The following is a 22,577-nucleotide window of genomic DNA, read 5'->3' on the forward strand; positions in this document are numbered from 1 at the left end:
TGGCAAAACTACGCAACGGTGCCAACACCTCAGAAAAAAAGCGAAGTATCCGGCACATAGCCGGTTGTAGCGGTCTTTTCCGATATGTGCCGGACAGCAGCCCTGGCACATGCTTTTCACACTACAACTCTGGCATTCGCGCCGCAGGCTCTTGGTTTTACCAAATCCATCCCGATGGCGGCATCGACGTAGCCGGCAAACTCAATGCCGTTATCAAAGCGGCCCAAACGATGCTTGGCATCGATCATGTCATAGCAGGCATATAGACTGCCGTCCGGCTCCATCACCAGATTGCCGCCGCAGCAGGCGGAGTGAACACAGTTGGGATTAACGTGGGTGAAATACTGGGCGTAGACATGCTCAATATTCATGAAAAAAGCCTGGCCAAGATGGCCCTGGCTGCGCCAACAGCGATAGATCGCTACCATAAAACGCCTCCAGTTGGCGGCACTCAAGCCATAACCTGCCGCAGGAGCATCGCCTCCCATCATCAGAGGCTGAAACTGTAGATAACATACGCCCAACGCGACAAAATGGTCGTCGCTTGATCCCGTTGAAGGTAATAACAGTAGTTGCAGGCCAGATTACAACCTGTACCGATCGGCTTGAATCAGCATATGAAAGTGTACGCTGCCGCGCGGCACAGTATTCATCGGGATCTGCGGAACAGTAGTTGTCCGAATATAACTGTGAGCGACCGCATGAATCACTGAACAATCTGCCACCGTGAGGAATACCAACTGAAATACCAGTTAGCCAGGCTTTCAAAAAGTGTGTGAAACCAAAATCGGTCTATTTATAATAGTGATTGTCGCTCCAATAAATTAATATTAAATAAATAATTCACCAAGGTAATTAAGTGTTATTTCTAAGTTATTGCTTAGAAATCTCATGTTTTCATCCTGTTTTTCAGTGTTCATGTAAAGAATTAGTGGGTCAATTGTTTTATTTAGGGTATTTATATAGACGCGGAACTCAACAAGCGAAATGATTTGTCGAATCCTGATTGATAATATAGTACTCACATCTGTTTCCTATCTATTTACATGAAATAATAGGAGTATTCATGAGTAACAAAAATGTGATTATTTGCTTTCCGTATGCCGGTGGTGGGAAATCATCATTCGATATACTTAAGAAACATTTGTCATGTGGGGCAAAAGTGCTTTCATTGACGTACTCTGGCAGAGAGAGCGAAAGCGATTCAGCGAAATCAGCCTCATGCTTTAACCGCATGCTGGAAGAACTGAAATCACAGCTTAGCCACATTGACGCACCTATTACTTTTTTTGGACACAGTATGGGAGCCATAGTCGCTTATGAGTTGACTGTGATACTCAGCAACCAACTCAACATCAGAAAGCTAGTTGTATCAGCCTGCAAGCCCCCGAAGCTTTTTGTTAACTCTAGGGTTTTCAGTGAGCACTCTGATGATGGGTTCAGGAAGATAGTGGATCTGGGGGGCATACCGCAGATTATTGCTGGAAATCCGACACGACTCAAAGAAGCGAAATCCAGGCTAGCAAACGATCTCCGACTGCTGGCTAACTACAAAAGACAAAACTACCCCAAAATACACTGCGCTATTCATGCGCTTGCTGCAACAGATGACTCACTTGCATCTGAAAATGAAATGCTGAGCTGGAAAAATTATACGCTTAATGAGTTTAAATCGACGACCTTTAAAGGTGATCACTTTTACTTCAGAAATAAATCAAAAGAAGTGGCTCATTTAATTTCGCAATTGATATAAAAGGACACTTAATCATGACAGTATTCACAGATGCTGACGCATATCTGGGGTCATCTGATTCTCGTTTTTTCAGTTCGGGATATAAAAAAGTAAGCTATGAATTAGCGGATGAAGCAGTCCTAAATAACAGTTATTCTGCAAACCTGAGACTAACTTATCCGGAGGACTGGTCTGTAAAAAAGAAAAATAGACTTCCTCCGCATCTGAGCAGCATTGACGTTATGCTTATGTCGGCAAGGTCCTGCGGTGAGATATTGGCATCGAGAAATAAAGAAAAATTTGAAATTTCTCAGATGACGATACGGGCCTCCAGAAAACCGCTAGAAGATCTCAATAGCGTTTGTGTTATTTTCGACGTCATGTCTGAAAGTGAGCTTACAGTAATGTTTGTCGGAAAGGTTGGGAACATGAATGTAGTTCTAGAAGTAACCAATAGAGAAAGTAACGATCTGCAATTATCCTCTAATTTCAGCATGGAAGGGTTCAAAAATTCAAAACAGTCCATTGAAAACATCAAGCTAAAGAATATATTAGAAAGCGAAGCGATAGTAATTAAAACCGTAAATGGCGAAAGATGTGAGCACATTGATTACATCGACGCTTTTGTTTCTGGCCTCCAGTTAGGTCAAATACTTCTATATGAGCTTGATGATGTAACCCGTGAAGAATCCAATAATCTTTGGATGAGAAATATTGATTTGAAATTATCCCAAAAGGAAAAAACACATCTAAATAACAACCTGGAGGTAGCTCTGGAAAATATATCCCTGATAAAAAAAGACGATACTGAATGGCGATGCGCAGACATCGTTGCTAAATTAAATAATATTCAGCTCAGATGTTCTATTACTCATCAATTGAATCGTTGAGGTCTTTATGGGCGTAAAAATAATCGGACTTGGTGCATCTATTCCTCTGAAATTAGTGACAAACGAAGAATTATCAAAGGTACTCGATACGAGCGATGAATGGATCACTACGAGAACAGGAATAAAAAGAAGGCACCATTCATCCTTGAATGAAACAACCAGCTATCTCTCGTACAAAGCCGGCATTGCGGCATTAAAGAGCGTCACCCAAGCCGATGATAGTGATATCGACACGCTGATTGTTGCCACGTCTACGCCTGACAGAAGGTGTCCCGCCACCGCACCAAAAGTTGCAACGATGTTGGGACTTGGGAAAATCCGAGCGTTCGATATTAATGCGGTATGCACAGGTTTTGTCTACGCCTTAGAGTTGGCCGATGCTTTGATCCGGTCAGGAAAATCCAGAAGGCTAATGCTACTTGGAGCAGATGTTTTTACTTCCATACTGGATAAGCAGGACAGAACGACATATCCATTATTTGGTGATGCTGCTGGTGCAATGATTTTAACCAACAGCGACGATGACAATATCCTTTCAACTTACACAGGCAGTGATGGTGAATATGAACATCTGATCACCATTCCCGATGGAGGCACTGAATCCGCACTCCGCCTGGATGGTGTCAGTAAAAATATATTCTTCAAAATGGCAGGTAAAGAAGTTTTCCTGAAAGCTATTTCGCATATGAAAGAATCTGTAAGTGAAGTATTGAACTTAAGTGGTCTGACTAAAGAAGACGTGGATTATCTTGTTCCCCATCAGGCCAATAAAAGAATCATTGACACCCTCACCCAGTTTCTTGATTTGAACGAAGACCAGGCACTGATGAGCCTTGAAGAATATGGAAATACTTCGGCAGCTTCAATTCCCATTACTCTAGCCAGGCATGTTAAAGCAGGCACGATAAATTCTGGAAACAAGATCGTGGTGACTGCGTTTGGAGGAGGGATTACTTGGGGAGCAGCTTTACTCCGGTGGCCCGATGAGAAAATAAATGCTGATTTAATCTAAAAATAGAGGTGAAATAATGGAAGAGAAAATTTTCAACCGTATTAAAGAACTTCTTGTGGATAAATATTATGTAACCGCAGAAAAAGTAACAGGTAGTGTGGTATATGACGATCTTGAGCTGGATTCTCTGGTGTTACTGGAGATTTCAGTCACTCTTGAAAAAGAGTTTGGTCTTAAAATATCGGACGGGCTTGTTTCATCCGAAATGACCATTGAGCACTCAGTGAAAACCATCCTTGAAAATAACGCGGATGCTGTATGATTTATCTGATGAGGCATGGCGATACGTTATTTAACGTAGAAGGTCGACTCTTAGGTCAGACAGATATTCCGTTATGCCCAATAGGGGTTGAGAATGTTAAGCTGACAGCCAGTTCCTTGAAAAAGATAAATATAGATTGTATTTTCAGCTCATCTTATCTGCGTGCGCTTCAAACTGCTGAAATCCTTGCATCTGCGACTGGCTCTGCAGTGAACGTAAATAAGGACTTCAGGGAGAGAAACCTTGGCGTCATGGACGGGCAGTTTAAAGATAGTTCGAAATGGTCCGATTTAGTCGCCCGATTAGGGGAAAAGGAATTTATTCCCCCTGAAGGCGAATCCGTGGATGCATGCACAGACCGATTTTCTCGTGCGCTTGAGTTTGTGACGAAGGGCGTATCGGGTAATGTCCTGATCGTTTCCCATGCCGGAGTTATCTCACTCTACATGAGATACGTACTAAAGGTTAAATCAAAACAATCATTCTTGGGTAACTGTGCTTTTCACACGCTTGCTGTTGGCGCAGATGAGCAATTATGTGTTGAACAGTTAAACACATCATTTTTGAGAGGTAATACATGAGCCTGAATATCGTAGTTTTCATTAAGCCTGAAGCGAGTTTTTTCAAAGAATTTGGTCTAAATCTCGCGACTCTGAAAGAACTAACTGTAAAAGAAAGTGGTTGTGACATCTGTGATTTTTACATTTTCGAAAATAAATTTGTCTTGATTGAGCGCTGGACCAATCAGGTAGCAATTGATGCGCATATGGAAGAAACGTACACAATAGAATTCATCAACCAGACGAAAGCACATATTGAAAGAACAGAAGTTTTCAGATTAGAAAACATTCAGTAATTAGATTAAGAGGTCAGTATGACGGAAACCCGGTTCAACAGAATGGAAATGCATGTTTTGCTAACAGTATGTCTGTCTATGTTCATTATTCCATTGACTATTACATCTTCGAGCATCCTGAATATTTCAATAATGAACAATTACTCGTTGAGCTATCAGGAGGCTCAATGGTTTATCAATATATTCATGGTCATGTACGCCGCATTCCTGCCAGTGACCGGCTCTTTATCTGACTATATTGGTAAAAAGAATGTGTTACTGTTCGGCCTCGCACTTTTCGCTATGGGGTTCATGCTAGGCGGGTTAGCTGATAACTATATGCTTCTACTGGCGTTCCGCGCCGTCAGCGGCATAGCTGCGGCGGCAGTAACCACGTCGGCAACGTCCCTTCTGGCATCGCACGTTGATGAAACGAAGCGAGCGCGGGCATTCTCAGTCTTCGGTGTATTTCTCGGTATTGGGATGATTAGCGGTCCGCTTCTCGCCTCGGGGCTAAACTATATTGAACACGGGTGGGTAATCTTCAGTGTAGGCATGGCCATTTTTTTGGTTATCCTATTAATTTCACTGACTTCAATTTCTGAAAAAACGCATCGAGCCAGCTATCCTTTTGACTGGCTCGGCGGGGCGTTACTAACTGTGTTTCTGCTTTCTTCCGTTACGATGGTCTCGTTCCTGCCGGTCTGGACATTCAACAATCCCCGGACGCTGGGTCTGCTGCTGGCATCAGTTCTTATCGGGTTTCTGCTTTATCGTGTTGAAAGAAAATCAGAATATCCGTTGATTGACATTCATATTTTCAGAAATCGTGACTTTTCAGCGATGAGCATCACGTCTTTACTCCTTGGGTTTGGATATATAAGCGTATTTTTTTATTTTCCATTCTATCTAAGTAAAGTAACGGGATTCTCAGCCTTACAGATTGGTTCAATTATGACGATTGCGACATTACCATCACTTTTTTTTCCGCCAATCATTGCGAGGTTCAGAAAAAAACTCAGTGATGCATTTTTGCTGAAGGCCACACTTTTTCCTCTGATTGCTTCTCCTCTTTTTTTATTAAAAGTCACAGGCAGTGAAAGCATTTTATTACATGAGATAGCGATGTTTCTACTTGGGATTTCTTTTGGTATATCGCTATCTTATATTGACGGACTGGCTGTTAACTCCATTTCTGCTCATCAGACAGGGTTGGCTGCTGGCACATTTAACACCTTCAGGATTGGCGGGGAAGCTATATTTATTCCTCTGACCTCTTCGGTGACTACATTATTAAATCCCACTCTAGGTGGCAGGTTTGCGGACGTATTCATTAGTAATATTCAATTCATTGATGATGCGCATAAAATTTTTATTGCATCTACATCACTACTGCTCATAGCGGTATCAGCTTTGTGCTTTATTTTTTCAGTAGTGATTCTGCATCTTTATCATGCCATTAAAAATCGGGGTCAAGTTCATGATATTTCCTGAAAAAGAAAACAGCGTCTTAATCGTTGGTGGTGGCCCTGTGGGTATGCTAGCCGCACTGGAGTTATCTCTGTTTGGTATAAAAGCAAGAATTATTTCCAAGCATAATCGCTACTCCCCGCATTCAAAAGCGACGATCATTTGGCCTAGGGTTCTGGAGCTGTTATCTCGCACTGGTGTCTCTGAGGGCATAATCCAATCCGGTCATTACTTTGATCAGATGAATTATTACTCAAATAAGAAAATGATCGGCAATATTTGCTTTGATCGTCTGAAGTACACCAACTACCGCTATGGTATTACGATCCCGCAGTGGAAAACGGAAAAGGTTTTGGAAGACCGGCTTAATGAAGAAGACATTCAGGTTGAGTATGGCTGCGAGTTCATTGACGGCCATAATGAACATGACCGGGTTAACGTAATCCTGCGCAATCAGGATGGGACAATGATTCACGAATCCTTTGCGTGGGTCATTGGCGCTGACGGCTATTCCAGTAAAGTCAGGGAGTGTTTGGGGTTCACTTTTGATGGCTTCCAGATGGCGACCAGACTTGCGATTACCGATGCAGAGCTGGTCGGTGAGTGTACCAGTCGTGAGGTGGGCTACTACTTGCACCGCAAAGGGAATATGGTTCTGGCCCCGATAGGGGATGGGCTCTTCCGTATCGGCGCAAGTGTGCGTACTGACTACGAGGGTGAAATCAACCGCGAGTTTTTCGAAACGATTTTAGGAGACCGTGTTCCGGGTAAAAAATCACTGGGGCATATGAACTTTTGCGGAATTTTTAACACCCATGTACGTTCAGCATCGTCCTACAGAAATGAAAATGTCTTTCTTGTGGGTGATGCGGCTCATGCAATGAGCCCTTCCGGTGCGCAGGGAATGAACAGTGGGTTCCAGGATGCGGTGAATCTCGCATGGAAACTGGCCGGTGTCATACGGGGGGAGTACAGACCATCGGTTCTCAACTCTTATTCAGAGGAGAGACTCAATGGTATTAAACGCACATCTAAACTTTCAACGTTTCTAGCTAATGTTAGTCTGTACAAAAACCGGCAGGCAATTTTTGCCAGAGATGTAGTATTCAGAATGGCATCTCGAACCGGACTGGTGGATAAATTCCTTTCGCCCCGCATTGCTCAAATAGATATTCCGCACGGTGAACTTCCTGAAGGAAAGAATTTACTGGAATCAGGGAGACGTATTCCTCTCGAATGGCGCAGTAGTTTTTTGTCTCCGCATCTCAGCTTGACAAAACACACTGTTCTCTTCTGGCCGGGTAACAGCTACATCTATTCGGACTGGTTAGCCTATTTCGAGAAAGCTTCAGGAGCCGTGAAAGGTGCTAGCCTTGTTAACTTGAGCGGTAAAGTCCTCGGGCTGTTAAAGGATCTTTTGCCCAACCAATCCGTATGCATTGTTATTCGTCCAGACGGATTTATCAGCGACTTAATCGATATCAACGGAAATTATTCTGACGAAGTCTTTGACATTCTTAACAATAAAATTAATCAACAACCTACATGAGGATAAATTATGAGTAAGCCACTTGTTCAACTGAAAGACGTTAAGGATTTTACTCCGGAGCAGCTCAGTATTTATGAGAAATTCCCATCAAACCTGACCCGCAGCCTGCTTCTGACAAAATGCTCAGCAGGCCCTCATCTGGCCTTAGGGGGCGCAATTACTAAGGGCTATCTCAATGATTATGAGCGTGAAATCATTGTGATGCGCGTGGCAAAACTCGTAGGCAGCGAATTCGAACGCCTGATCCACTATCCATTAGCGATTAAAGCTGGGTTATCGAAACAAGAGATCAGCGATATCGAAAACGGCAATTACTACGCTATGCCCCCCCGCCGTCAGGCAATGGTTCACTACATCACCGAATGTATTGACGATGGCAAAGCCTCGCCTGCTGCGTTCCGCAAGCTTAACGAATTCTATTCCCAAGGTGAGATTGCAGATGCAACACATCTGGCCGGACATTGCTGGATGACCGCAATGTACCTTTCAAGTCTCGATATCCCCCTGGATGAACAGGAAACTTCTTGGGTACGCCTTACCGAGTTAAACAATTAAGGAGGTTACGCTTGATCTATTCTCACCTTGGTAAATCTGGCCTGATCGTTTCGCGAATAACGCTCGGATGCATGTCATTTGGAGAATCATCCAGAGGGGCTCATCCTTGGACTCTCGACTTTACGAGCAGTGAAAAAATCATTGTTAAATCGTTAGGTTTGGGCATTAATTTTTTCGACACCGCAAATATCTATTCACTGGGATCGAGTGAAGAGATCATGGGAGAATGTCTGAAAAGGCATGCAAAGCGTGATGATGTCGTGATCGCAACCAAGGTCTATGAAAAGATGACTGACTCACCACAGTCAGGCGGGTTGTCACGTAAGGAAATATTTTCCCAGGTTGAAAAAAGCTTAAAGCGATTGCAAACAGACTATATTGACTTATATATTATTCATCGATGGGATCCGAATACGCCAATAGAAGAGACAATGTCAGCACTTAATGATTTGGTCCGCTCTGGTAAGGTTCGCTATATAGGCGCTTCCTCGATGAGAACCTGGCAATTTATTAAGGCGCAAAACGTTGCGCATAATAATGGCTGGACGCCGTTCATTAGCATGCAAAACCATTACAATCTCATTAACAGAGAAGAGGAGCGTGAAATGCTTCCTTACTGCTTCTCTGAAGGGGTTGGCGTCACGCCCTGGAGCCCGCTCGCGCGGGGCAGACTTGCCAAAAACGTGGAAACAATACGAACGCAGTCGGACAAGGTACAGTCATGGTTGTATGAGTCAGCCAAGGCTAGCGATGCAAAAGTCATTACCGTGGTCAACGAGATTGCCAGAAACAAAGGGTGCAAACCTGCGCACATAGCGCTCGCATGGCTGCTGTCCCGTCCCGGTGTGACATCTCCCATCATCGGGGTGACTTCGGTTGAACAACTCACCGATAACATCAGGAGCGTTGAAATCGCACTGGAAGAACATGAGATTTCTGCTCTGGAAGAGTTTTACACCCCTCACTCCACGGCTGAATTAGAGTAAAATCAGGAGGATAATATGACAGTTCAAAAACCGGTCAAGTCAAGATTTAATGCGTCTTCAACAGCATCTGATGTGCTCAGGGGTCTGGACCTGACGGGAAAAACTGCCTTTATAACGGGCGGGCACTCTGGTCTGGGGCTTGAGGCAACAAAAGCTCTCTCTACTGCGGGAGTACATGTTGTTGTAGGAGCAAGAGATGTGGAATCAGCTGCCCGCAACCTCAGTGAGCTGGATAATATCACTATCTTCCCGATGGATCTTTCTGACATTGCTTCAATCAGCAGCGTGGCCGCGCTTGTTTCTGCCAACCGTTATCAGTTCGATTACGTGCTGTGCAATGCCGGTATCATGGCATGCCCTGAGCGTAGAGTAGGATCGGGCTGGGAATCTCAGTTTGCAACCAACCACATAGGGCATTATGTGCTGGTAAACTTAATCTGGAATAACATTCGTTCCGGTGGAAGGGTGGTCTGCGTCTCATCAGCAGGACACCATAACTCGCCTATCCGGTGGGATGATATCCAGTTCAGCACCGGATATGACAAATGGCTTGCATACGGCCAGTCCAAAACTGCAAACGTTTTGTTTGCGCTTCAGTTGGACAACTACGGCAAAGACCGCGATATTCGTGCGTTCTCATTGCATCCGGGAAAAATTTTCACTCCGTTGCAGCGCCACCTGACGAATGAAGAGATGGCTGGCGAAGGATGGATAGACAAAGAGGGAAATCCAATCGACCCGACCTTCAAATCTACGGCTCAGGGAGCTGCAACCGAAGTTTGGGCGGCTACCAACCCTAAACTGAACGGCCTTGGCGGGCTCTATTGTGAGGATTGTGATGTAGCAGCACTTGCATCTGAGTATTCTGAGCCCTTCATTGGGGTCTGCGAATATGCCGTTGACCCGGCAGAAGCATTAAAGCTGTGGAAGTTCACGGCCAATCTTACCGGGATCAATGCATTTTCTGATAGGTAACCTTGAAATAATTACGGGTAACTATAGTTGCCCGTTCTCAAATTTATTAATTTGCAGATGAACCAATCACGATCCTCTCTTCATCAGGTGTGTCACGCCAAGTTTTGCAGTGAAGGAAGTAATCGAAAAATTTGGCTATCGTCCTTAAGAACTAACCCGAAGGAGAGATAAAACGTCAAGGACGTAGCGCGGAGCAGAAGAGGGAGAAACGAGAAATCACTTTAAATTCAGCAGCAACCACCAATATCATTCATTAATGTATTAATGAAATTACGACCCCACGCTGAAAAAATGCCCACTCAATCAGCATGGGGATGTTGTTATTAATGTATTTTATTGCAATCCGGCTCACGTTGTTAATATGTTTTCATTGTGTTGCATATTTGCTACGACTATGCTTGTATCGTTCACATATTGTCCAGATACCTTTGCAGGTGTCCTTCAGGGGACTGAGCGATCAACGGAGGAAAATGCATTTTGACAACCACATCATCCTTCATGCGTAACGACGCTTTTATCTCGAGCTGTCTGAATACCATTGCGCACCTGATCCCAGTTTCAGCCGGGGTTTTTTATCTGGTGGACCCGGACCTGCGGCCAGATCACTACATTCTTCATGGCATTAGCGATGATACCCATCAGCAATATCTGGATCATTTTCAACAGTTGGACCCGTTAAAACCGGCCAACTTCCACCAACAAGACATCCAGATGGTGAACATGACACCAGCGGCGATCGCCAATAACCGCCACTATTATCACGACTTTATGCTGCCCAATCGCATGCGTGACATGACGGAGATTTTTATCCGCCAGCGTAAGCGGATTATTGCCGGGGTTTCTCTGATCCGCGATACGCCGTTCACCGAATTGGAGCGCAGCCGCTTACGTGCGGTGCTGCCGTTGATCGAGTTGGCCACCCGCGATCTGCTGCCAGACAGTGAAGCCCAGTTGCTCACCGCCAAAGAGCAGGAGATCGTCAATATGGTGCGTGAAGGGGCCAGTAATAAGCGTATCGCCTTGAAGCTCGGTATCTCTCTATCGACGGTGAAAACCCATATGCGCAACATCTTTGCCAAAACCGCCGTGGTCAACCGCACCGAACTGGTCTCCAGCGGTTTTATTGCCTACGGCTGATCCTGACTAAAGCAGCAACAATCAACCATCCGCCAATGCTGACGCGGCCTCCCCATGCTTAAAAAGCGTGGAGGGTAACGATTGACGAAACTCAAGGATAACGACGATGTCCAGTGATGCAGTTTCTGTGCCTTCTGCCGGGGCCTTGCTCCCCTGCCCACCCAGGCTGTTAACGGCGATTATCGTGTTTGCCGCCATCGCGCCAGGGATCCTGATGACCGCTCCCGCCGTCGCTGCCCAGTTAGCTAGCCAGTGGCACCTCACGCCTGGCCAGATCGGCCATCTGTTTTCCACCGAACTGGGAGCCATGAGCATCGCCACGCTGCCAGCCTGGTGGTGGATCAGCCGGATCAACTGGCGCAAGATCGCCACGCTGGCGGCAGTGGTCTTCCTGATCGGCAATCTGACCTCTGCCATGGCTACTGATTTCAGCCTGCTATTGGTCTTGCGATTTATCGCTTCACTGGCCGGAGGCACACTGATGATCCTCTGCATCTCCTGCGCGGCGGGAACCGCCAACCCCAGCCGGGTCTATGCCTTTTGGGTACTGGGCCAACTGCTGCTAGGCGTGTTCGGCTTGCTGGCATTGCCCCCGCTGTTTGCTCATTTCGGCCTGATGGCGGTTTACCTGATCCTGGCGGCGATCATGCTGTGTTGCCTGCCGTTGCTGAGCGCGTTCCCCAGCGGTTTTTGCCATAGCTACAGCGCGGCCAGTCAGATGCCTCCAAGCCCCCCCATCTACAAACTGTTTGCCGTGCTGGCGGTATTGGCCTTTTACATCAGCCTGAGTGCGGTCTGGACTTTTATCGGCACTATCGCCGAAGCCGCGGGCCTTTCACCGGTGCACAGCGGGCAGGTGCTGGCCGCCGCCACCCTGTTTGGCATCATCGGGGCTGGCGGGGCGGCACTGGTTGGCGCAAGACGCAGCCACAAGCCGTTGTTGTGGATCGGCTACGGCCTGCTGATTGCCAGCGTCCTGCTGCTGAGCCGCAACCCGCTACTCATTCGCTTCACCCTCGCCGCTGTGATGTTCAAGTTCACCTGGACCTTTGTGCTGCCATTTATTCTGGCGCGCGTTTCGGTGCTGGATAACAACGGCAAGCTGATGAACAGCATCAATCTGGTTATTGGCGGCGGCATGGCCATTGGCCCTACGTTGGCGGGTTACCTGATCGAATCTTCCGGCGGGATCAACGCATTGCTGATCGGCGCATTGAGCTGTGCGCTGCTGTCACTGCTGCTGATCTCGCTGGCTTCACCGCGCGCGCCGCGCCGTTTAACAGGAGTCATAAGGTGAAAAGAACAACCGGCTTTTTCTTCGATGAACGCTGTTTCTGGCATAGCACCGGCTTACATGCCACCACGCTGCCGGTGGGCGGCTGGGTGCAACCGCCATCTGGAGCCGGGCATGCCGAGTCACCGGAAACCAAGCGGCGGATGAAAAACCTGATGGACGTCTCGGGCCTGTCGCGCCAGCTCAAGCTGCTGAGCGCCGAGCTGGCCGATGAGGAAGATCTGCTGCGTATCCATCCGGCACATTACCTGCAGCGTTTCAAACAATTGAGTGATAACGGCGGCGGTATGTTGGGGGAAGAGGCTCCTTTGGGGCCAGGCAGCTATGAGATTGCCAAACTTTCCGCAGGGCTGGCCTGCGCTGCTGTCGAGGCGGTATTAAAGGGCGAACTGGACAACGCCTATTCCCTGTCACGCCCGCCGGGCCATCACTGCCTGCCGGATCAATCGATGGGGTTCTGCTTCCTGGCTAATATTCCCATTGCCATCGAACGGGCCAAAGACCGCTTCGGGCTTGGCAAGGTGGCGGTGATCGACTGGGATGTGCATCACGGCAACGGTACCCAGCATATTTATTGGCAGCGTGATGACGTGCTGACCATCTCGTTGCATCAAGACGGCTGTTTCCCGGCGGGCTACGCTGGCGAACAAGATCGCGGTGAAAGGGCCGGGGCGGGTTACAACATCAATATTCCGCTGCTGGCCGGGGCCGGTGACGACGGTTATCAATACGCCATGCAACAGATCGTCATTCCGGCACTGGAGCAGTTCGAGCCAGAGATGATTATTATCGCCTGTGGTTACGATGCTAACGCCATCGATCCGCTGGCACGGATGCAGTTACACAGCGACAGCTTCCGCGCGATGACCGCCCAGGTGCAAAGCGCTGCGGACAGGCTCTGTGGTGGCAAGCTGGTGATGGTGCATGAAGGGGGTTATGCCGAAGCCTATGTGCCGTTCTGCGGCCTGGCGGTAATGGAAGAGTTGAGCGGCATACGCACCGAGGTGCAGGACCCGATGCTGGAATTTATTCAGCAACAGCAACCCCGCGAGGCCTTCAACCAGTTCCAGCGTGCCGCTATCGACCAACTGGCACGCCAATTCGATTTATAGCTGTGTTCAGAGGCGTGGCAACCCACGCCTCTGACCTGTACTTATCGGATAAAACGGAAGGTTTTCGACTGGCAAGGAGCCAAGGTAGTGAAATCCCCTTTTGCTATGCCTTGCTGTGGCAACGGTTGTTCATCCATCCCGGTTTCCAGCCATTCCTGCGCTGGAGCCGCCAACGTTAGTGCCCCACCGATCGACACCTGCTCTGAGGGGTTATACACGCGGATAATCAAAGCATCGGCATCCTCAGCCTTCTTCAACACGCTCAGCACCGGGCCTGACTCAGGCATCGAAAGCAGGCTAAAGTGCAGCGGCGTGCGGAAGGCTGCCAGATTGAGCTTCATCGCATCAAACGGGATTTTGTTGTAACAGCGCACCGGTGTGACGTACGCCCGCGCCTGCTGCATCACGCCCGCCTGATGTGGATCTCCTGCAAAACCGAACAGGCTGAACCGGCAATGCAATTTGCCACGCATCTGGGAATCTGGCGTTGGCAGCTTGATACCGGATGGGCGACCCGGCCGCAACAGCAATTCTTCTTTACCCAGCACGCCTACCGAACGGAACAGCGTCAGGGCAAAGGTATCGCGGCGCTCACCAACAATCTCGAACTCGCGCAGCCCCTCGGTAAACAACGCCAACCCATGCAGATCGTCATGCAGGGCGGCAAAATTCATCAGTTGCCACACTGGGATCGGCGCTTCTTTCCAGCCCTCTTGCTGCCAAACGGCCATCGCCGGATCGTCCACCGGACGAGTAATGCAGCCAAACTGGTTATCCGCCAGCACGCTTTCACTGGCGAACGGCGTTGGGATCAACACCCGTACGCGGTGGTCGTCGGCCTGGTTATCCAGCCACATCTCAATATCGATCCGGCGGCTGTTGTGGGCTAACGTCACTTGGCACAGCACATCCAGATAACCGTCACTACGGCGCTCCGCCCGCTGTTGCAGGTTGGCTGGCAATGCCATACGCAGTTCCAGTGTGGCGATACTCTGCCAAGCCTCATGTTTGATTGAGGTAGCCACTGCGCTTTGCGTGGAATAGATCAACCACTCTTCACGGGAAGGCGAATAGTCATACTCATCGCCATCGTCGGAGCCATCCTCCAGTTGCAGCACCTGCTGATAGAGATAGCCGCTTTGTTTATCGCTAATATCCAACGTACCGTTGGCATTCAGGGCAATGCGGTAATACTCGTTTTCCAGCAGTTCTGCCGGTTGCGACGCAGCTTGGCGTTGCTGGCCTGCCTGGTTGGCATGAATATGTAGGGTGCAATATCCCATCGCGGGCAATGGCTGACAGAGTTGAATGTCGTACTCCATAAAGGGATCGTAGTTGCCGTAATGCACAATCTGGCGATCCACCAGCCCAGGATCGATCTCCCGCGCGGCGCGGATAAAATACTCCACCGGCTGGCCCTGTTCGTCCACCAGCGAGAACTGCTGGGCACGAATACGAATGGTGGTGTTGATCACCTCTTCACGCGGGTAAGGCAGCAGGTTGAAGAACGTCAGTTTGTCGGCATCTACGTGCTGTACCGGCATATTGTCGACGATCTTGCGCATATAGAAGCGCACCAGGTTTTCCGCCATGTCGTCCGCCAGAATAAAGCGCGTCATGATCTCCTGATGTACCTTGTCGCTACAGCAACAACCGATGCTGTCGTGGGCGTGGTTTTTCAGGATCTCTTTCCACATTTTCTCCAGCAGGCCGTGATGGTATTCAAAACCCAGCGACCAGGCGATCGCCGCCAACGGCTCGAGGATATTGACGATCTTATTCTCGATCTCGGCGTGGGCGATCTTGATATCCATGCGGGTAGACGAGATAGTGCGGTGCACGCGCATGTATTTACCGTCGTTAAATTCCCCCTTCAGCGTCGCCAAACGTTCACGACTGGCCTCGATCCGCTCAAAGACCTCTTCAAACCGGCTCATGACAAACTCGCGCTGCGGGTAAATCTCGCGCAGTTTGGCCATCACCTGGAAGATATTCTGTTGCAGCGGCATCTGATCGTGGCCGTTCGGCAACAGGATATCCTTGGTAACCGAGGCGTTTTCCAGCACGGTGAAATAGCTGTCCAGCCGTTTGCGCAGCCCGGCTTCATCTTCGGGCAGGTATTTACCAATGGCGTAACCCAGCGGCAGCACCTGTGCCGCAACTTCGCTGCCGTCGTTGCTTTGCCACAGGAACTCGGTCTTGTCGGTGCCGTGGCGCTCGGAGCAGCCGCGCCAGAACATGGCGCGTGTGATACCGAACCCGTTGAAAATATGCGGTAACTGCGAAGACATGCTGAAAGAGTCCGGCAGATAGCCGATCTTCATCGGTTCGCCAAAGGAGAGGCAGTCGCGCATGCCATACATCAGGTTGCGAACGATCGATTCCCCTGACACCACCATGGTATCGGTTTGGGTATACCACGGGCCGACGATCAGCTTGCCAGCCTGCACCAACGCTTTCACCCGCTCGTGATTTTCTGGCTTGATGGCGAAGTAGTCTTCCAGCACCGCCGTTTGCCCATCCAGTACATAGAAGCGGTACTCGGGATCGGTTTCCAGCCGGGTCAGGATCTCTTCCATGTTGTTGATCAGCAGGATGCGTGACTCCTCGGTGGTGAAATACCACTCACGATCCCAATGCATATGCGGCGTAATGTGAACACGTGATACAACTTTCATAATCAATTCCTAAGATGACGTAACCAAGCCCCTCACCCCAACCCTCTCCCTGTGGGAGAGGGAGCTGATGGTTCCTGCTCTTTTGGCAGTAAAGCGGTAATTTCAGCAAACCCGATCGCCCCCCATCCAAGGTGCGTCACCGAATTTTCAGACCCACTCGATCAGTCCCCTCTCCCTGTGGGAGAGGGTTGGGGTGAGGGGAAATCAACTTACTGCGGCTGAACGAGGGTGTATTTGCCCTGCTTCATCGCCTGACGGCGCCAAAGGATCAGCACCAATGTGGAGATCGCCGTGCCAAGCAGCGCCGCACCCAGCCAAATGGCTGCCGACAACAAGCCACCGAGGCCATTATCATGCAGCAGGAACAGCGAGAAGATCCCCGCCCCCGGCGTCGATAAGCCAATCCCCATTCCACCGACGATCGCGCCGGTCACCAGCGATCCCACCAGGAAGGAGCCGATCACCCGTACGGGATCTTCAATCGCCATCGGGATCGCCCCTTCGGTAATGCCTGCCAGGCCAAGCAGCCAAGTGGATTTACCCGTCTCAATCTCGAACTGTTGGAACAGCCGTGGAGCCAGCAAAGTAGAAGCGGTGACCGTAAAGGCCGAGACCATTTTGACTGCGCCAAAGATCGCATAAGGGCCGAACACACCGTTGGCCATCGCCCCCAGGCAGAACGCATAGGCCGCCTTGTTCACCGGGCCGCCGAGATCGAACGAACACATAAAACCGAGGATCGCTCCCAGCACCAACGCGTTGGTACCAGACAGGCTGTTAAGCCAGGCGGTCAGGCTGTTGTTCAACCAGGCAACCGGCTCGCCGATCACAAACAGCATCAGGCTGCCCGCTACCAGCGTGCCAATCACCGGGTAAAGATAAAACGTCAGGAAGCCGTTGAAGTTGGGGCTGAGGCGCACATGCTTCTTCACCCAGCGCATCAGATATCCGGCGATCAGGCCGCCAACAATACCGCCAAGGAAGCCGGAGCCAATCATGTTTGCCGCCAGCCCGGCCGCAAAGCCAGGGCCAAGGGCCGGTTTATCCGCCAGCGAATACGCCGTGTAGGCCGCCAGCACCGGTACCATCAAGATACCCAGCATGCCGCCGCCCAGCTTGCGGTACATCCACAGCCAGGAGTTCTCTTGATCGAACAGATGCTGCAGACCAAAGATCTGTGCTAGCAGTACCGAAACAGCCAGGACCGTGCCACCCGCCACAATCAGTGGCACCGCAAAAGAGATCCCGCTGAGTAACGCCTGTTTGAGTTCGGTCTTCACGCTATTTTTCTGCACTGGCGCTTCGCTTTGCTGTACGCGCGCAGCCCCGTTGGCGGATTGGCCCACAGCCAATGCCTGCTGCAAAATGCGTTCGGCGTGTTTGATTGGCTCGGCGACCGGCGTTTCGATACGGGGAATACCGTTGAAGCGATCCACTTCTTTAATCGCGACTTCGGCGGCGAACACGCAGGCCGTCGCACTATTTAGCTGTTCCGCCGTCAGGCGACCTTCGATCCCGTTAGCCCCTTGTTTCTCCACATACACGTTGATGCCGAGCTTGCGACCCGCCTTTTCAAGATATTCCGCCGCCATATAGGTATGGGCGATACCGGCCGGGCAAGCGGTGACACACACCACCGTAGGCCGCGTATCATCCTGCGGTTTGGGTGCAGGTTCCGGCGTCCCTCCTGCCAACAGGGCCAACAACTGTTCCGGCGTACGAGCATTTAGAACTGCCGCACGGATATCGTCATCCACCAGCGCCGTCGTCAGGCTGGTCAGTAATTGCATATGCGTGGTACCGGCCTGCGCCTGTGGGATCGCCAGCAGGAAGATCAGGTTGACGCTTTCCGGGCCATCGATCCCTTCCCACTCCAACGGCGTGTTCAGCGTGGCAACGGCAAATGCGGCTTCCTTTACCGCATCACTTTTACCATGGGGCACCGCCAACCCTTCCCCCAACGCGGTAGGGCCTTGCGCTTCCCGGGCAAAGACCTCGCGGAGAAAAGCCGCTTTGTCATGCAATTTGCCTTGCACGTCTAGTTGGTCGGCAAGCTGATGAATGGCCTGATCGCGCCCCGCAAAGGCCACTTGCAGGTTTATCAGGCTGGGGTGGGTCAGGCTGCTCAGGTCCATCTTTATCCTCACGCTGAAGCCAGGGCGGCTCCGTCAATAAACAGGCGGCGATCATACCAAGACAAGCCACACCAATTTGTGATCAATTTCAAATCAATGCTATTTTTGTATTAAATTTGTATTAATTCAATTTAAGAACAACTTAACGAGATATGGCGTTATTGGTTTGTTTATCCCTGGCCTAAGGCTAGAATGCGGGCAACAGATCCAACAACCAGCCGGGGACACCAAAGCGTGAGCAAAAAGCCTATTTATCGCCAGATTGCGGATACCCTGCGCCAACAGGTTGCCGATGGTGAACTCAAGCCCGGCGATGCGTTACCGACCGAGGCTTTACTGCGCGAAGAGTACAACGTCAGCCGGGTAACGGTGCGTCAGGCGTTGAAATTACTGACCGAAGAACAAGTGATTGAGAGCATTCAGGGCAGCGGCTGGTACGTCAAAGAAGAGAAGGTGAATTACGATATCTATCAGCTCACCAGCTTTTATGAAAAGTTGGCGGATCGCAACGTGGAAACCCACAGCGACGTGCTGATCTTTGAAGTCGCCAAGGCCAGCCCAACCATTGCCGAAGCATTGCACCTGACCACCGAAGACAAAGTGTATTACGTCAAACGGGTGCGTTATATCAAGCAAAAGCCGGTCACCCTGGAAGAGACCTGGATGCCGTTGGCGCTGTTCCCCGACCTCAGCTATGAAGTGATGCAGAAATCCAAATATCACTACATCGAACAGGTTAAAAAGCGGGTGATTGATCGTAGCGAGCAGGAGATCATCCCGGTAATGCCGAGTGAAGATGTGGTGAAGGCGTTAGGGATCGATCCGCAGAAACCAATCCTGGAGAAGGTCTCCACCGGTTTTCTCAACGACGGCACGGTGTTTGAGTTCAGCCGCAACTTCTTTAAAAGCGAAGATTACAAGTTCACCCTGGTAGCCAAGCGAACACGCTGAGTTTTTCCCATAAAAAAAGACGCCCGCAGGCGTCTTCTGAAACTGCAGACATTCCCCACCAAACTCACAAGGGGGCCCGTACGGCCCCCCTACAAACTCCACAATATTGTCAAACTGAGATTGCCGCAGGCGTCTGTGCAATTTTTCTGTACAATAAACCATCAGAACTTGATTATCGTACTATGTACGAGTATTGTGAATGATATGGAGGCGTCGTAATGGAATACTTTGAGTTCATCGAAACCCCAGTTTTTAGCAGGCAACGCGAAACCCTATTAGACGATGATAGCTTTCGTGAGCTACAAACCCACCTGTTAAAATATCACGCAGACGGCGATACTATAAGTAAAACAGGCGGTTGCAAAAAAATCCGATGGAACCGTCCAGGCATGGGGAAACAAGGTGGTGTAAGAGTTATCTATTACGTCATCACCCGCAGCGGCAAGCTTTACCTGTTGATTGTTTATCCTAAAAACGCCAAAGACGACTTAACCGAAGCCGAGAAAGCGATACTTAAAGCGTTAACCGATAAACTGAATTAAACGGTGCCGCACAAGGCATAGCACTTGCTTAGAGGTTGCAAAGTGGACAAAGAACTTTTTAACGATCTGGTCGAAAGCATGGAACAGATGGTCGCGATTGAAAAAGGCGAAATGCAGCCTGCTCGTGTCCATCGCCATCATATCCCCAACGTGAAATCACTACGCGAAGCCAGCGGCATGAAGCAGGAAGAGTTTGCGCAGGCGGTTGGAGTTAGTCCTTCCCTGGTACAAAGTTGGGAACAAAATCGTCGAATACCCTCCGGCTCTTCACTCAAAATCTTGCTGATGATTGAGCGCCACCCCACCATTATTAACGATCTACTCGCCATCTAAATTCCATAAAAAAAGACGCCCGAGAGCGTCTTTTTTATCGCAATAGCAAAAATCAGTTCACTTTAACCGGCATACCGGAACGTGCCTTGATGGCCGCGTCCACAACGCTTTGGTCAACGGCTGGATCCATCAGCACTTTGCCAACCGGCGCGGTGATGGTGATTGGCACGGGTTCTTTCGACTTCAGCTCATCTTCGTTGGCAGACAGCGGGTTGTGCACTTCCAGGTAACGTGAACCGTCTGGCTCTACGGAAACCTTCACCGGCTCGTTGATGAACTGCACGCGAGTACCTACCGGTACGCTGTCGAACAGGTATTTGATGTCGTCAGCACGCAGACGCACACAGCCGTGGCTCACGCGCAGGCCGATACCAAAGTTGGCGTTGGTTCCGTGGACCGCATACAGACGGCCAACATAGAGCGCGTACAGCCCCATCGGGTTATCCGGGCCTGCCGGGAATACGGCTGGCAGGATTTCACCATCGGCAGCGTACTCTTCGCGCATTTTAGCGGTTGGCGTCCAAGTTGGGCCAGCCTTCTTACGCTGTACGGTGGTAACCCAGTCCAGCGGAGTATCTTTACCCAACTGGCCGATACCAATCGGCAGCACCACGACGGTCTTGGTGCCTTTCGGGTAGTAGTACAGACGCATTTCTGCGCTGTTGATGATGATGCCTTCACGCGGGGCGTCTGGCAGGATCAACTGCTGTGGAATGGTCAGCGTGCTGCCTGGCAGCGGCAGGAACGGGTCAACGCCAGGGTTAGCCTCCAGCATGTTGCTCAAGCCCATCTGGTATTGAGCCGCAAAGCTCTCCAGCGGCAGTTTGCTGTCTGCAGGCACGGTGATCTGAATATTTTCCCCAACCAGACGGCTGTCTTTGGCGGGCAAAGGGTATACAACGGCGAAGGCAGCCTGGCTGAATGCAACCAGAGCGGTAAACAGGGTTAATAACGCGCGAATGCTCATTTTCATCTTCGTAGTAAAGTGGTGGCCGCACTGGCTAAAAATGGTATGTGTTCTGCCCGGCCTGCTTTGACCGGATGCGCATTATATGTGCACTTGCCGCCAAGATGGAAACATTACTAACGCAAATACCTCACTTTTTTGTAGCCGGATATAGGGAATAGTGTCCTTTTGGTAAATTCCTACCCTAGCGTAGCCCACTGCCCTCTTCGCCACGGCGGATCGGGATAAGATATTCACAGCTGATCGCCGCCTGATCGTCACCGTAGCAAACGCCCAATGCCGGGGAAAAACGCTCAATATCCTGCCCTGGCCGCCGTACCGCATTCATCTGCGGAATAGCGGTGTCATACAACCGTGCGATAAAGTTCTGTAGCCCTGCAACCTGCCCCTGATAGGCAAAGCGGGCATACTCCCCGGGTTCGATCGTCACCGTTTCACCTGCCGCCTCTTCCTCTGGCAGTGCCGCCGTATACATCATCTGTTGACGATCCCGCTGCCGGGTGTCTGCCTTCAGGCTCATCAGGCCATAGGCGACGGCGGGTAACCCCTGTTTCGGATGCAGCAAATGCCGCCAGGCATGTTGGCGCAACAGCTTTTTCGAGGGCCCCAACTGCCCCAACGTGCAGCTACCCTGATGCGTATGGCCGACTAGTTTCATTGAAGGCAGCACAATAATCTCTGCTTCAGGCGTTGGCTCGTTGGCCATATTCAACGGCGGTTGCAAGCCATAACTAGGCCAGTCCAGGCTCCGGCGATAGGCCGCTGGCGGTAAACCAAACTGTTTTTTAAACCCACGGGTGAAGGTCTGCTGGGAATCAAACTGGTATTTATCTGCGATACAGGCCACCGTGGCGCTGGTCAGGCGCAACTCACGCGCCGCCGCCGTCAACCTTCTGCGCCGGACATAGGTCCCCAACACTTCACCCGTGTGCTGCTTGAACATCCGTTGCAGGTGCCATTTGGAATAACCGGATTTGGCCGCGATGCTGTCCAGCGTCAAGGGCTGATCCAGGCTTTGCTCAATCCAGGCCAGAAGTTGACTGATGACATTTTCCTGGTGCATGGCCTCTCCTCTGCGTTGTCGGTCATGAGCGTGTTACCACAAAACACGCCAGTGGCGCTTACTCTAACGACGTTGGCGCTAGACCACATTGCACAATCA

General features: G+C 50.1%; 22 protein-coding genes. 17 read left to right on the forward strand and 5 right to left on the reverse strand.

The features are described 5' to 3' along the window. Positions 1 to 116: 116 nt before the first annotated feature. On the reverse strand, positions 117 to 428 hold the full coding sequence (locus tag ACMV5I_RS14805; protein WP_414824669.1) for a hypothetical protein: 312 nt from the start codon (positions 426 to 428) through the stop codon (positions 117 to 119). Positions 429 to 1,066: 638 nt separating this feature from the next. Between ACMV5I_RS14805 and ACMV5I_RS14810 the strand changes: the two genes are divergently transcribed. The 14 genes from ACMV5I_RS14810 to ACMV5I_RS14875 all read left to right on the forward strand — a co-directional run bounded on the left by ACMV5I_RS14810 (position 1,067) and on the right by ACMV5I_RS14875 (position 13,809). Continuing rightward, the gene (locus tag ACMV5I_RS14810; RefSeq protein ID WP_414824670.1) at positions 1,067 to 1,753 is read left to right on the forward strand and encodes a thioesterase II family protein; all 687 of its coding nucleotides are present in this window, start codon (positions 1,067 to 1,069) and stop codon (positions 1,751 to 1,753) included. Positions 1,754 to 1,767: 14 nt separating this feature from the next. After that, positions 1,768 to 2,622, forward strand: coding sequence for an AvrD family protein (locus ACMV5I_RS14815; protein WP_414824671.1), 855 nt, complete (start codon positions 1,768 to 1,770; stop codon positions 2,620 to 2,622). A gap of 7 nt (positions 2,623 to 2,629) precedes the next feature. Next, positions 2,630 to 3,634: a beta-ketoacyl-ACP synthase III gene (locus ACMV5I_RS14820; protein WP_414824672.1), complete on the forward strand. Its 1,005-nt coding sequence runs from the start codon at positions 2,630 to 2,632 to the stop codon at positions 3,632 to 3,634. Positions 3,635 to 3,650: 16 nt separating this feature from the next. Further along, on the forward strand, positions 3,651 to 3,896 hold the full coding sequence (locus ACMV5I_RS14825) for an acyl carrier protein (protein WP_414824674.1): 246 nt from the start codon (positions 3,651 to 3,653) through the stop codon (positions 3,894 to 3,896). Next, the gene (locus tag ACMV5I_RS14830; protein ID WP_414824675.1) at positions 3,893 to 4,477 is read left to right on the forward strand and encodes a histidine phosphatase family protein; all 585 of its coding nucleotides are present in this window, start codon (positions 3,893 to 3,895) and stop codon (positions 4,475 to 4,477) included. Before ACMV5I_RS14825 ends, ACMV5I_RS14830 begins: the two co-directional genes overlap by 4 nt. Continuing rightward, positions 4,474 to 4,752 (forward strand): putative quinol monooxygenase, encoded by a 279-nt coding sequence (locus ACMV5I_RS14835; RefSeq protein ID WP_414824676.1) that lies wholly within the window; start codon positions 4,474 to 4,476, stop codon positions 4,750 to 4,752. The genes ACMV5I_RS14830 and ACMV5I_RS14835 overlap by 4 nt, the downstream gene beginning before the upstream one ends. 78 nt (positions 4,753 to 4,830) lie before the next feature. Continuing rightward, positions 4,831 to 6,225, forward strand: coding sequence for an MFS transporter (locus ACMV5I_RS14840; RefSeq protein ID WP_414824746.1), 1,395 nt, complete (start codon positions 4,831 to 4,833; stop codon positions 6,223 to 6,225). Beyond that, positions 6,185 to 7,750 carry an FAD-dependent oxidoreductase gene (locus tag ACMV5I_RS14845; protein WP_414824677.1) on the forward strand — a complete coding sequence of 522 codons (1,566 nt, stop codon included), beginning with the start codon at positions 6,185 to 6,187 and terminating at the stop codon, positions 7,748 to 7,750. The genes ACMV5I_RS14840 and ACMV5I_RS14845 overlap by 41 nt, the downstream gene beginning before the upstream one ends. 9 nt (positions 7,751 to 7,759) lie before the next feature. After that, the gene (locus tag ACMV5I_RS14850; protein WP_414824678.1) at positions 7,760 to 8,305 is read left to right on the forward strand and encodes a carboxymuconolactone decarboxylase family protein; all 546 of its coding nucleotides are present in this window, start codon (positions 7,760 to 7,762) and stop codon (positions 8,303 to 8,305) included. A gap of 11 nt (positions 8,306 to 8,316) precedes the next feature. Next, positions 8,317 to 9,291: an aldo/keto reductase gene (locus ACMV5I_RS14855; protein ID WP_414824679.1), complete on the forward strand. Its 975-nt coding sequence runs from the start codon at positions 8,317 to 8,319 to the stop codon at positions 9,289 to 9,291. A gap of 15 nt (positions 9,292 to 9,306) precedes the next feature. Further along, positions 9,307 to 10,266: an SDR family NAD(P)-dependent oxidoreductase gene (locus ACMV5I_RS14860; protein ID WP_414824680.1), complete on the forward strand. Its 960-nt coding sequence runs from the start codon at positions 9,307 to 9,309 to the stop codon at positions 10,264 to 10,266. A gap of 477 nt (positions 10,267 to 10,743) precedes the next feature. Beyond that, positions 10,744 to 11,403: a helix-turn-helix transcriptional regulator gene (locus ACMV5I_RS14865; protein WP_024485482.1), complete on the forward strand. Its 660-nt coding sequence runs from the start codon at positions 10,744 to 10,746 to the stop codon at positions 11,401 to 11,403. Positions 11,404 to 11,509: 106 nt separating this feature from the next. Continuing rightward, positions 11,510 to 12,700 (forward strand): MFS transporter, encoded by a 1,191-nt coding sequence (locus tag ACMV5I_RS14870; RefSeq protein ID WP_414824681.1) that lies wholly within the window; start codon positions 11,510 to 11,512, stop codon positions 12,698 to 12,700. Further along, the gene (locus ACMV5I_RS14875; protein ID WP_414824682.1) at positions 12,697 to 13,809 is read left to right on the forward strand and encodes a class II histone deacetylase; all 1,113 of its coding nucleotides are present in this window, start codon (positions 12,697 to 12,699) and stop codon (positions 13,807 to 13,809) included. The genes ACMV5I_RS14870 and ACMV5I_RS14875 overlap by 4 nt, the downstream gene beginning before the upstream one ends. A gap of 41 nt (positions 13,810 to 13,850) precedes the next feature. Here ACMV5I_RS14875 and mngB read toward each other — a convergent pair whose 3' ends face one another. Together mngB and mngA are read right to left on the reverse strand one after the other, a co-directional pair. Further along, on the reverse strand, positions 13,851 to 16,487 hold the full coding sequence (mngB, locus tag ACMV5I_RS14880) for a mannosylglycerate hydrolase (protein ID WP_414824683.1): 2,637 nt from the start codon (positions 16,485 to 16,487) through the stop codon (positions 13,851 to 13,853). Positions 16,488 to 16,696: 209 nt separating this feature from the next. Further along, positions 16,697 to 18,622 carry a PTS 2-O-a-mannosyl-D-glycerate transporter subunit IIABC gene (gene mngA / locus ACMV5I_RS14885; RefSeq protein WP_260515200.1) on the reverse strand — a complete coding sequence of 642 codons (1,926 nt, stop codon included), beginning with the start codon at positions 18,620 to 18,622 and terminating at the stop codon, positions 16,697 to 16,699. A gap of 234 nt (positions 18,623 to 18,856) precedes the next feature. Here mngA and ACMV5I_RS14890 point away from each other — a divergent pair, with 234 nt between their 5' ends. From ACMV5I_RS14890 to nadS, 3 genes are all read left to right on the forward strand, one after another. After that, the gene (locus tag ACMV5I_RS14890; protein WP_071682471.1) at positions 18,857 to 19,573 is read left to right on the forward strand and encodes a GntR family transcriptional regulator; all 717 of its coding nucleotides are present in this window, start codon (positions 18,857 to 18,859) and stop codon (positions 19,571 to 19,573) included. Positions 19,574 to 19,791: 218 nt separating this feature from the next. After that, positions 19,792 to 20,115, forward strand: a complete 324-nt coding sequence (locus ACMV5I_RS14895; RefSeq protein ID WP_141131080.1) for a type II toxin-antitoxin system RelE/ParE family toxin — start codon at positions 19,792 to 19,794, stop codon at positions 20,113 to 20,115. Positions 20,116 to 20,157: 42 nt separating this feature from the next. Next, positions 20,158 to 20,448 carry a NadS family protein gene (gene nadS / locus ACMV5I_RS14900; RefSeq protein WP_121608628.1) on the forward strand — a complete coding sequence of 97 codons (291 nt, stop codon included), beginning with the start codon at positions 20,158 to 20,160 and terminating at the stop codon, positions 20,446 to 20,448. Between the two features lie 52 nt (positions 20,449 to 20,500). On the opposite strand, the gene ACMV5I_RS14905 is transcribed toward nadS, so the two are convergent. After that, complete coding sequence (locus ACMV5I_RS14905) at positions 20,501 to 21,421, reverse strand: L,D-transpeptidase family protein (protein ID WP_024485479.1); 921 nt, start codon at positions 21,419 to 21,421, stop codon at positions 20,501 to 20,503. A 178-nt stretch (positions 21,422 to 21,599) separates the two neighbouring features. Further along, complete coding sequence (locus ACMV5I_RS14910) at positions 21,600 to 22,478, reverse strand: helix-turn-helix domain-containing protein (RefSeq protein WP_414824684.1); 879 nt, start codon at positions 22,476 to 22,478, stop codon at positions 21,600 to 21,602. Positions 22,479 to 22,577: the final 99 nt, after the last annotated feature.

It is taken from the genome of Serratia sp. T13T92 (assembly GCF_047530105.1).
Lineage (GTDB): Bacteria > Pseudomonadota > Gammaproteobacteria > Enterobacterales > Enterobacteriaceae > Chania > Chania fonticola.